At 68.6% G+C, this 11156-nt stretch carries 11 protein-coding genes; 8 read left to right on the top strand and 3 right to left on the bottom strand.

Annotation, left to right across the window (positions count from 1 at the left end):
* Nucleotides 1-36: 36 nt before the first annotated feature.
* Nucleotides 37-402, bottom strand: a complete 366-nt coding sequence (locus ACH34W_RS48340) for a winged helix-turn-helix transcriptional regulator (RefSeq protein WP_395968012.1) — start codon at nucleotides 400-402, stop codon at nucleotides 37-39.
* Nucleotides 403-514: 112 nt separating this feature from the next.
* On the opposite strand from ACH34W_RS48340, the gene ACH34W_RS48335 reads away from it, so the two are divergent.
* The 6 genes from ACH34W_RS48335 (at nucleotide 515) to ACH34W_RS48310 (ending at nucleotide 6178) form a co-directional block, all read left to right on the top strand.
* Nucleotides 515-1021, top strand: a complete 507-nt coding sequence (locus tag ACH34W_RS48335; protein WP_395968011.1) for a luciferase family protein — start codon at nucleotides 515-517, stop codon at nucleotides 1019-1021.
* A 405-nt stretch (nucleotides 1022-1426) separates the two neighbouring features.
* Entirely contained in the window at nucleotides 1427-2398 is a 972-nt protein-coding gene (locus ACH34W_RS48330) for a zinc-binding dehydrogenase (protein WP_395968010.1), read from the top strand.
* Between the two features lie 302 nt (nucleotides 2399-2700).
* Nucleotides 2701-3606, top strand: coding sequence for an ATP-binding cassette domain-containing protein (locus tag ACH34W_RS48325; RefSeq protein ID WP_395968009.1), 906 nt, complete (start codon nucleotides 2701-2703; stop codon nucleotides 3604-3606).
* A gap of 1 nt (nucleotide 3607) precedes the next feature.
* Nucleotides 3608-4348, top strand: a complete 741-nt coding sequence (locus ACH34W_RS48320) for an ABC transporter permease (RefSeq protein WP_395968008.1) — start codon at nucleotides 3608-3610, stop codon at nucleotides 4346-4348.
* Nucleotides 4349-4362: 14 nt separating this feature from the next.
* Nucleotides 4363-5559: a sensor histidine kinase gene (locus ACH34W_RS48315; protein WP_395968007.1), complete on the top strand. Its 1197-nt coding sequence runs from the start codon at nucleotides 4363-4365 to the stop codon at nucleotides 5557-5559.
* Entirely contained in the window at nucleotides 5552-6178 is a 627-nt protein-coding gene (locus tag ACH34W_RS48310; RefSeq protein ID WP_395968006.1) for a response regulator, read from the top strand. Before ACH34W_RS48315 ends, ACH34W_RS48310 begins: the two co-directional genes overlap by 8 nt.
* A 25-nt stretch (nucleotides 6179-6203) precedes the next feature.
* Here ACH34W_RS48310 and ACH34W_RS48305 read toward each other — a convergent pair whose 3' ends face one another.
* A complete protein-coding gene (locus tag ACH34W_RS48305) occupies nucleotides 6204-6896 on the bottom strand; it encodes a hypothetical protein (RefSeq protein ID WP_395968005.1) in 693 nt (230 codons plus the stop codon).
* A gap of 517 nt (nucleotides 6897-7413) precedes the next feature.
* On the opposite strand from ACH34W_RS48305, the gene ACH34W_RS48300 reads away from it, so the two are divergent.
* Entirely contained in the window at nucleotides 7414-8250 is an 837-nt protein-coding gene (locus ACH34W_RS48300) for an SMI1/KNR4 family protein (protein ID WP_395968004.1), read from the top strand.
* A 391-nt stretch (nucleotides 8251-8641) separates the two neighbouring features.
* Entirely contained in the window at nucleotides 8642-9121 is a 480-nt protein-coding gene (locus ACH34W_RS48295; protein ID WP_395968003.1) for a hypothetical protein, read from the top strand.
* A 143-nt stretch (nucleotides 9122-9264) separates the two neighbouring features.
* Here the strand turns inward: ACH34W_RS48295 and ACH34W_RS48290 are convergent, their stop codons facing one another.
* Nucleotides 9265-10986 carry a Mu transposase C-terminal domain-containing protein gene (locus tag ACH34W_RS48290; protein WP_395968002.1) on the bottom strand — a complete coding sequence of 574 codons (1722 nt, stop codon included), beginning with the start codon at nucleotides 10984-10986 and terminating at the stop codon, nucleotides 9265-9267.
* Nucleotides 10987-11156 lie beyond the last annotated feature (170 nt).

The following is an 11156-nucleotide window of genomic DNA, read 5'->3' as shown; positions in this document are numbered from 1 at the left end:
TCACCGCCGAAGGCGATCCTGCTGTCTGTCGCTGACCTAACTGTTGGCCTCGTCGTAGGCGTGGCGGGCCACCTCCACGCTGCCCAGGTGGGTGTCGGACCACTCGGTGAGCACGGCGAAGACGGGGCTGAGGGTTCGTCCGAGATCGCTGATCTCGTACTCCACCCGGGGTGGGATCTCCGCGTAGTAAGAACGCGTGATGAGCCCGTCGCGCTCCAGTTGCCGCAACCGCTGCGTGAGCACTTTCGGCGTGATGGTGGGCAGGCGCCGTTGGATCTCCACAAATCGTTGCCGGCCGTGTTCTTTAAGGACCCACAGGATCGGTGTCGACCATCGGCTGAACACCAGATCCACCACCGGGCTGATCGGGCACGCCTCGACGGCCTCGACGGGCTTGCGCATTGCACCGCCTCTCAAAGTCCCGAAGGAGAGTCACTATCTTCTAGGAACCTAATATATCCATGATGTTAGCTTTCCTAACTCCGGAAACGTCCGGCGGGAAAGGAACGACATCATGACCATGCTCACCCTGCCCACTCGCATTGGTGACCGTCCACAGACCGGCCCCTCGGTACCGCACGTCCAACTCAGCCAGCACAGCCCAGACGACTTGCGCGAGCGGCTCAAGCAGTGGATGACCGATCACATGCACGGAGCGGTCATCCGCCCAAGCGAGATCTCCGAGCCGGGATCACTGGCCTTCTTCCTGGACGGCGCGCTCCCTCCGTCCGGCACGGTGCTGCTGCCGCCCCGCCTGAACGCCGAGTTCGTCCATGTCCACACCGACGGAAGCCTGCACCTGGCCCTGGCAAAAGAAGACCAGCACGAACTCATCGCCAAGGACTGGGGCGAGCGCCATCCGCTCTACTCACCCGTCATCAACGTGGTGATGCTCTACGGACCCCGTACCGACGAGGAACTGCAGATCGCCAAGACTGTGATCAAGGCGTCGTACCGGTATGCCACCGGCCACGGCCTTCCGGCGACACCCACCAGGGAGCCGGACGGCCAGCGCATCTGAGAACGAAGGACTGCATCCAGGACGGCACCGGCCTGTCGCCGGTGCCGCCGGGCCTCAGCTGGTCGTGCGGCTCAGATGACTCTCACGACCTCGGTCAACGCGTCTCAGGACCTCGGTCCAACGCGTGCATCGCCGCCGAGCACGCCCCGCTGCGGTGGGGGCAGTCAGCAAAGACGGCGGTGTGTCGCCAGCGCCACCGGCCAGTCCCCGCAGGACGGCGATCGCGCCTACGGGCTAAGGAGGAGCCCGCGACACGCTGCGGTGGTGACGCGGCTGGGCACCTCGAGGTCTCGGAAGCACACGGTCGGTGGCGTGTGATCGGCTCGAAGGGGTTGACCTCAACTTTGGTTGAGGCTGAAGGCTCTTCTATGCCGGTGCCGGGTCGAGCTTTGGAGAGTGATTTGCATGCGGGTTGTGCAGGCGGTGCGTTTCGGGGGTCCTGAGGTGCTCGTTCCCGGCGACGTTCCCGATCCGGTCGCCGGGCCGGGACAGGTGGTGGTCGAAGTCTCGGTGGCGGGCATCACGTTCGTTGAGACGCAGATCCGGCGCGGTGTCGACAAGTGGCACGCCAAGCCCGAGTTGCCGCACGTGCCGGGCGGTCTGGTGGCCGGCCGTGTGGGTTCGCTGGGGGAGGGCGTGGGGCCGAGCTGGCTGGGACGGCGCGTCCTGGCCGGCACCGGGGAGACCGGTGGGTTCGCCGAACGAGCGGTGGCCGAGGTCGGGGAACTGATCCCGGTACCTGAAGGGCTTGATCTGCCCGAGGCCGCTGCCTTGCACACCGACGGCAGCACGGCGCTGGGGCTGATCGAGGGCGCCCGTGTCCGTTCCGGAGAATGGGTGCTGGTCGAGGCGGCGGCCGGTGGCGTGGGCAGCATGCTGGTTCAACTGGCTCGGGTGTCCGGGGCCAAAGTCGTCGGGGCCGCACGCGGCGCGCGCAAGCTGGAGCTGGTCCACGAGCTGGGCGCCGAGGCCGTGATCGACTACTCCGTACCGGACTGGGCCGAGCAGGTACTCAAGGCGACCGACGGTGCCGGGCCCGATGTGGTGTTCGACGGGGTCGGCGGGCAGATTGGGCGCGCCGCGTTCGAGGTGACGGCCCGCAACGGCCGGTTCTCGGTTCACGGCGCCTCCAGCGGCCAGCCGACGGTGATCGAGTCTGCGGAGGCGCACCTGCGTGGCGTAGAGGTGATCGGGCTCGAGCAGTTGTACGGGTTCGGGCCGAAGATGAGCCAGTGGGCCGAGCAGATGATGGCCGAAGCGGCCGCAGGACGGATACGCCCAGTCATCGGGCAGACCTACCCGCTCGAACGCGCCGCGGACGCGCACGCGGCGATCGAGACCCGCACCGCCCTCGGCAAGACCCTTCTCTTTGTCTAACAGCAGCTCGCTGTCGGCGCCCCCCATGGCCCATCTCTGAGTCAGCGCCCTGGGCGTATGAAACCACTCCGGGATAAGTACGGGCACTATTTGCCACCGTGTTCGCGGCCGTCGTGTACTGCGTACCGCCGCTCGGCGTGCTCGGCACCGCCGCTCGGTGTGCCCGGCGCCGTCGCTCGGCCTGCTCGGCGCCGCTGTGTCGGCGGCGGCGTGGTCGTACGGCGGTATCAACCGATCGGCTGATGGCAGGACGAGCGGCTCGGGCGATGTGGGCGGGCGGTGACCGAGGCGATTCTCGAACCATGCCGATCATCGAAGTCAAAGGCCTGCGTAAGGCCTACGGCGGCTGTCCCGTGGTGGACGACGTCTCGTTCGCCGTCGAGGAGGGGGAGATCTTCGGAATCCTCGGCCCGAACGGCGCCGGCAAGACCACGACCGTCGAATGTCTGGAAGGTCTGCGCGAGCCCGACGGCGGGGCCGTCCGCGTCGCCGGACTTGATCCGCGTACCGAACGTGACGAGCTCACCAGGATCCTCGGCGTCCAGCTCCAGGAGAGCGAGATCCAAGAGAAGCTGACCGTACGGGAGGCCCTGGAGCTCTACAGCGCCTTCTACCCGAACCGGGACAGCTGGCACGAACTCGCTGAACGCCTCGGACTCACCGGCAAGCTCACGACCCGCTTCGGCAGGCTGTCCGGCGGCCAGAAGCAGCGCCTCTTCATCGCCCTCGCCCTGATCGGCCGCCCCAAGGTCGTCGTCCTGGACGAGCTCACCACCGGCCTCGACCCGCGCGCCCGCCGCGACACCTGGACGCTGATCGAGGAGGTCCGCGACTCCGGCGTCACCGTCCTGCTCGTCACGCACTTCATGGAGGAGGCCCAGCGGCTCTGCGACCGGATCGCGGTGTTCAAGCAGGGTCGCGTCGCCGCCCTCGACACCCCCTCCGGCCTGATCCGCCGCAGCGCCGGCGGCACCGTGATCTCGTTCACCCCGTCCCGGCCACTCGACGCCGGCGACCTGGCCGAGCTGCCCGGCGCCCAGACCATCGAACGCCGGAACGGCAGCCTCACCATCCATGGCACCGACACGACCGTCAACGCGGTCATCTCCCTGCTCGCCCGCCACCAGATCACCGCCCACCAGCTGCGGGTCACCGACTCCACGCTGGACGACGCCTTCCTCGAACTCACCGAAGACCGGGAGAACTGACGTGTCCGCGTCCACCGCCGTCCTCAAAGCAGAACTCCGGCTCTTCGGCCGCGAGCCGTTCAGCCTCTTCTGGATCGTCGCCTTTCCCAGCGTCCTGCTGACGATCCTCGGCCTGATCCCGTCATTTCGGGAACCGGACGCCGGCCTCGGCGGGAGCCGGGTCATCGACCTGTACGTCCCGGTCAACGTCCTGCTCGCCATGATCATGGCCGGGATCCAGGCGCTGCCGCCCGTCCTGTCCGGCTACCGTGAGCGCGGCATCCTGCGCCGCATGTCCACCACGCCCGTACGGCCCGCCTCGCTGCTGACCGCGCAGATCGTCCTGCACTTCGCGGCCGCCCTCGGCTCGGCGCTGCTGGTCATCGCCGTCGGCCGGCTCGCCTTCGACGTGGCACTGCCCGGCCAGATTCCCGGCTACCTGCTGGCACTCCTCCTCGGTGCCCTCAGCGCGCTGGCGATAGGCGCCGCGGTCACCGCGGTCACGCCCACCACCAAGGCCACCACCGTGGTCGGCTCGATCGTCTTCTTCCCGATGATGTTCCTCGCGGGCGTCTGGGTGCCGGTCCAGGCCATGCCCGGCGTGCTGCGGGGCATCGTCGAGTACTTCCCGTTCGGCGCCGCGTCCCAGGCCCTCAACCAGGCCGCGGAGGGCACCTGGCCCGACTGGACGCACCTCGGCGTCACCGCCGCCTGGGCGGCCGTCCTGATCGCCGCCGCCGTGCGCTGGTTCCGGTGGGAATAGGACAAACTCCTTCAATGGCGACTATCCAGGAGCAGTGGGAACGGTTCTTCCGCTGGGGACCGTTCGGCCTCCTGTTCCTCGCGACCCTCCTGGCGCTGATCATCCGGGAGCTCGTCATGTCTCCCGCGGAACAGGGGATGGCCGCGCTCCTCCTCTTCACCGCGCTGGTCCTTCAGGTGCTCCACGTCGCTGAGAAGATCCCGGGCCAGATCTACTTCTGGACCCGTACCGCCCTCGCCTTCGCGCTCTCCTGGCTGAACCCCTTCTTCTGCGTTTACGCCGTACTCGGGTACTTCGACTCCCAGCGCTATCTGACCCGCCGCTGGGACCAGGCCGGAACGTTGATCACGGCGGTCACCATGGCCGGTGCACAGGCGGGCGGCCTCCCGCCGAAGAACGCCGCCCAGGCGGCTGCGTTCGGCGGCCTCCTCCTCCTGAACGTCGCGCTCATCGTCATCTTCGGCAGCCTCGCCGACAGAGAGGCCGAGCGGACCCGCGTCCAGGAGGAGACCATCGCCGAGCTCGAACGGACCAACGCCCGCCTGGAACAGGCCCTCGCCGAGAACGCCGGTCTCCAGGCCCAGCTCCTGGTCCAGGCCCGCGAAGCCGGGGTCAGCGACGAACGCCGCCGACTGGCCGCCGAGATCCACGACACCATCGCCCAGGGCCTGACGGGGATCATCACCCAGCTCCAGGCCGCCGAGGAGAACGAGCACGTCCGCCGCGCCACCGACCTCGCCCGCGAGAGCCTGCGCGAGGCCCGCCGCTCCGTACATGACCTCGCGCCCACCCACTTGGAGCACGACAGGCTCCCCGAAGCACTCAAGAAGGTCACCGACGGCAGGGCCCACCTCACCGTCACCGGAACGGCGGAACCCCTGCACGACGAACTCGAGGCCACCCTCCTGCGCATCGCCCAAGAGGCCCTCGCCAACGCCACCCGCCACGCGCACGCCAACCGCATCGGCGTGACCCTCTCGTACATGGACGACGAAGTGACCCTCGACATCCGCGACGACGGCCGCGGCTTCACCCACCCCTCTTCCGGCGTCACCCACGCCTCTTCCGGCGTCGCCCACCCCTCCGCTGGCTTCGGCCTGACCGCCATGCGCGAACGAGCCAAACGCGTCGCCGGCACCCTGGAGATCGAGTCGGAACCCGGCCGGGGCACGGCCGTCTCCGCCCGCGTACCGTTGATCCGCCATGGCTGAAATCACCCTGCTGATCGTCGATGACCATCCTGTCGTGCGGGACGGCCTGCGCGGCATGTTCGCCGCGACCACCGGGTTCGAGGTCCTGGCCGAGGCAGCCGACGGCCACGAAGCCGTGGCCCTCGCGGAGGAGCTCCGCCCCGACGTCGTCCTCATGGATCTCCGGATGCCCGGAGGAGGAGGCGTGGAGGCCATCACCGAACTCACCCGCCGCGGCCTGCCCTGCAAGGTCCTCGTCCTCACCACGTACGACACCGACACCGACACGATCCCGGCGATCGAGGCCGGCGCCACCGGCTACCTCCTCAAGGACGCTCCCCGGGACGAGCTCTTCAACGCCGTCCGCGCCGCCGCCGAAGGCCGCACCGTCCTGTCCCCGGCCATCGCCTCCCGCCTGGTCTCCCGCGTACGCGAGCCGCGAAGCGAGTCCCTGAGCGTCCGCGAACTGGAGGTCCTGCGCCTGGTGGCCCGCGGCACCGGCAACCGGGAGATCGCCACCGAACTCTTCATCAGCGAGGCGACGGTCAAGACCCACCTCACCCACATCTACGCGAAACTGAACGTCAAAGACCGAGCCGCAGCAGTGGCCACCGCCTACGACAAGCACCTACTGCCCTAACACGGCCTCGCGCGAGCTGCACCCCTCACCTGGCGGCTCGCCGCCAGGACTTTCTATACGCCGCTGGAACGCTCTCGGCGTTCACGTTAAACGCCAGCGTCCTGGCCAGGCCGTTCCCCACCATGCACACGCCGCCGAGGAGGCGGAGGATGGTCTGGTCGGCCTTGGCAGACAGGTCGAGGCTCGCTAGCATCTCGCGCCGGGCCGCCAGCTCGCGGAGAACACGGCCTGGCCCGTAGCGGGAGATCGTGTAGCCGTCCTCGGGATAGACGGCGGCCTCCCAGAGGGGGCGACCGTCCCCGTCGACGACCAGGCCCTGGCCATCTTGGCGGTCCACTTCCCGCCAGTCGAAGTCCAGGCCCGCTTCCTCGATGGCCTCGCGAGCCAGGCGTTCCTCGCCGCGCCACCGCTCCAGCAGGAGGTCGGCGACCGGATCAGAGGGGGCACCACTCTCGGTGAAGATCGGCTGCCAGAAGGGCCGGTAGCCGGGCATCCCGGCGTACACGTAGGCCAGCAGCCGAAGAAACACGGGGCGTTGGTTGCAGCGGGCCCGGATCTCCTGGTTAGCGTGAGACTGGGCGGCCGAATGCCGGGCGCAGAAACGCAGATGCCGATCGAGTGCCGGAGGCAGCGGCGGACACTCGTCCAGGTCCATTCGTCCGCCGTACTTGGCATCCGCGGCCAGTTGGCGGTCGAGAAACGTCGCGATGACGGTCAATGGACGCTCCAGTCACGCAGGGCTTGGCAAGAACAGTACGAGGAGGCGGCCGCGCGGGGCAGGAGTTTTGGAAGCTGGGTCAGCTGGCCATGGCCAGGTTCCGCATGAGGGCGATGCCGCAGGTGGCGTGGGAGACGCCGTCGCGTTTGCGACGGCAGTTGCGCAGGATGTTCCACCATTTCATGTGCGCGAAGGCATGCTGGCCCGTGGGGAGGATCGGAACGGCCAGTAGCGACTTGCTCGCGAGGGTGGGGCGGGTGTCCGGGAGACTGCGGACCGCCGTTAGCTCGGAGAGTCCGGAACGGATGTTCCTCAGGCCCTGATGCCCGGGACAAATGTGGGGGTGGCTGGGATTAGTGTGGGTAGCGGCCGCTGCATGCCGGCCTGACTCCGAGCCGGACCCGCCCACGCCCGGACCGCGCGATGAGGACAAGGGGCGCCGCCTCTCGTGTGGGGCTCGGGTGGCGCGTCAGTTCAAGACCGAGGATGTCGGTGGCAGGTGCTTGGATGGCTTCCCATGGACCGCGAGGAACTGATGGCGACCGTGTCCCGCCTCATGGAGGCGGAGGCCGGTGACCTGACGTGCGAACAGCCCGGGCATCCGGACGGGCACACATGCGTGCTGGTCTCCGAGTACGGCGGCTTCGTTCCAGACGACGAGTTCGGCAGACGGTACCCCCGTGTGTACTGGAGGGGCGAGCCGCCGATGGCCGTCCCGGAAGGGCACGACTGGGAGTGCGCCTGGGCACACGGCATGCGGGCGGTCGCGGTCGGGTATGACGCGGACGGCCGTGTGGTCCTCGCTGTCGCGGATCGGACCATCCCGGAGCCGGTCGATCTGCCTGCGGAGATGTCGTGGGTGGAGCGGCTGGTCGCGATCACGGGCGGGCCGTCGTCGCCCGTCCCCGCGCCCGACTGGGCAGTGGTCGAGTCGCGGCTCGGCACGTCCCTGCCGAGCGACTATAAGCGGCTCGTTGAGACGTTCGGCTGCGACGGCATGTTCAACGGGTTCTTCGATGTATTCCACCCAGAGGAGCTCGTCTGGCACACCGAATATCATGCCGGCGACGACATGGCGTTCGGAGACGAGCATCCGCCGTTCCCGGCCCCGGGCGGGCTGATCCCCTGGTCGAACAACGAGCATGAGGAGACGTACTTCTGGATCACCGAGGGGCCCGACCCCGACCGGTGGCCCGTCTACGCCGTGGACAGCCTCGACGAGGGCAGCCGGTTCGAATGCACGGCAACCGAGTTCCTGTTCCGGCAGATGACCGACCGGGAGCACCCGTTCCACATCGCCGCGGAGCACGTCCGCGGGCACTGGTTCCGGGAGCGCGTCTCCCCGAAGTCCTGACGCTCCCGCCCACCGGTTTCGGGGGTCTTCTCCCGAACGTGTCCGGGGCCAAGGTGGCGGAGCGTGAAGACCGACTCGACGTAACGTCCCAACCCGACCGCCGGCGCGGGCGTGCGGCGGCCGCCGAAACCCGGGTCTGATCTGTGCCGCCATTCATCGTGCGCACACTGCCCGTCGGATTATCCGGCCGCGCCGCCGCGTGCCGTGCCGGACCAACCCCGTCGTGCCCGGACCGGAACCCGGCTGGCAGCCGGACGGCGTGTACGGTCCGTGACCTGGCCGAACTGGCCGGACTGGCCGGCGTATGACACGTCCGTTAGCGGCACGCCACACCGTTGCTGAATCTCATCAACATCACAGCCACCGCAGCCCCGCAACCGTCGCTCAAACGTTGCCGCTTCTCGCGGTCACAACCATCGGCGGCCACGAGTTCGAGTACGAGTCGCGGACCGACCTGTTCCGCTGCAGCGAGTGCAGGGTCTACGAGGTGCAGGCCCGCGACGCGGGCGGGACGATCAAGCCGTGCACGGGCCTGGTCGGCTACGGCGGCGACACCGCACGGGTCTGCCTGCTGCTGACCGAGAACCCCGCCCTCACGCCCAACTACGGAACCTCGTTGGCCTGGCAGATCCACGAAACCGGTATCGGCCGGGTGTCGGGGGTCTCATCGCGCGACGGGAAGATGCTGGTCGAGTCGGCGCCCAGCGTTGTCGACAAGCTCGCCCGCCAGATCGAACCGATCACGTTCACCGTCGGCGGGCTGCAGGTGCCGGCCGTCACCTCGGTCGAGCACCTCACTGCCGGGGAAGGCCGGGCGATCATCGCGGCGAACCGTGCGGCCTACATCGCCGAGTACGGCGAGGACGCGTGACGAATCCCCTCCCGAGGACCCGCCGCGTGCCACTCGGGAGGGACTTTCTGGATGGGGTTTTCTGGACGGAAAGTCGCGCGGCTACAGGCCGCTGCCGAGCAGCGGGTTGTGCGTCGAGCGATCGAGGTCGCGAATGTAGCTGATCACCGTGCGGGAGCCGTCCCGCCAGCGGCCAAGACGAGCACGAACAGCGATGACCACAAGCCGCCGGACAGCGACGAGGATGCGACGGGTACATGAGCCGACCCGGCGCGGTGCTGGTGCTCACACACTGGTTCGACCCGACCGCCGATCACGTGGTCGAGGAGCTGAATCGGCGGGGGGTGCCGATCTTCCGTTTCGACATGGCCGACTTCCCCCGCCATCTCGGTGATCTGCCGCATCTGCTCCACCATCGCAAGCAGCGCGCTCTCATCCACCTGATCACGGCCCAGCTCCCGGATGCGAGCCACGGCCGCACGCTGCTCCCACATGCTGATCGGCGGCCGCGACAACGTCCGGTACGGAACCTCCAGATAACTGGTCCCGTCGGGGTCCAGCGCCCAGATCCGGGAGATGTCGCGCGGGTCGCGCCGCAGCACGAACTTCCCCAGCTTCTCCCGCCGCGCGATCCACGGCTTGAGCGCATCACAGAAGTACTGGACGTGGTCGAGGGTGAAGCACTGCCTGCCCAGCACCCGCCGTTCCACCGGCAGGAAGTCGACCAGGAACGCCGTCTCGTTCGCCACCGTCGCCGGACGGCCCCCGTCGGCGACACCCTGCTCCCACCGCCCGGCGGGCGTCTGCTTCAGCGTGCCGTGCACCTGGCCGTGGTAGACCGCCACCGCCAGCGCCAGCCACTTGTTCAGCTCGGCCAAGGTCAGCACTGCGGTCGCCGGGCTGTCGTAGTCGCCGCGGTCGGCAGGGTTGGAGAACGTGGTGCCGGGCAGCTCGTGCACCATCTCCATCATGGTGCCGATCAGCCGCTCGATGATCCCGCCGAAATGCGGCTGCCCCGGCGGCCGCCAACTCTGCTTGATCCCGTGCTGCCCGCAGCCCCGCTGCAGCGCCTCGCTCTTGAACTCGGTGGCGTTGTCGGTGAAGATCTCGCGCGGCTTGCCGCTCATCGGCCAGACCGAGTTCACCCCGAGCCGCTCCAGCCACGGCCGTTTGCCGGTCGCCATGTGCGCCAGGCACAACCCCACCGACAACGCTGACGGCGCCTCCAACGTCACCACCAGCCCGACCACACAGCGGGACGCCACGTCAATCCCCGCGGTGACGTACGGCCGCCCGATCGGCCGCCGATGCCACTCGTCCACGATCTCCAGATCCACCACCGTGTGATCAATCTGCACCTGCTCCAACAAACCCTCGACCACCGGCGGCTCCCCACCCGCCGACCGCAACACCCGCGCCGCGTCCGCGCTGTGGCGAGCCGCCGCCGTCGCCACCGGATCCAGCTGGGCTATCCGACGCTCCAGCGTCCCCCGCGACGGCACCGCCAGACCGCGCATCCGGCACTGCCGGACGACCTCCTTGTAGACCGCTGCGACCGTCCGGCGCTGCCGCGTCAGATACCGCGACCGGATCACCTCGGCCAGCAGCGCCTCGACCTCCTCCGGAATCCGGCCCCGGCCCCGACCGCCACTCGACCGGCGAGCAAGCAGATCAGACGCCACCCCCGAACCCGCCCGCCACCGCTTCAACAGCCCATACACCTGGCGGCGAGAGATCCCCAGCTCAGCCGCCGCCTCATCCGCTTCCGCGACCCGGACCTGCGGCCCCCGCGCCAACCGACCGATCACCTCGGCCCGCCGGACAGCCACCGACCACTCCTCCGCCGAAGCCGTCAGCACACCCAGCTCCACCACGCCGTCGACCACGCCGACCTCACCGCAGTGAACACCAGTACAGACAAAGATCGACAGTAGTGCACAGGAGTACAGGAATCAGAACTTTCCGAAGCCCTCTGCAATCAGCCCCATCACCGCAGGCCGTCAGTGAACACGGCTACGGGAATCGACAGCGGCGGTTCGGTGGCGGGGGTCTATCG

The sequence above is a fragment of the Actinomadura sp. 6N118 genome (genome assembly GCF_044326415.1).
Taxonomy (GTDB): domain Bacteria; phylum Actinomycetota; class Actinomycetes; order Streptosporangiales; family Streptosporangiaceae; genus Spirillospora.
Note: the sequence above shows the minus strand (reverse complement) of the source record. Positions and strands in the feature narration are given on the sequence as shown.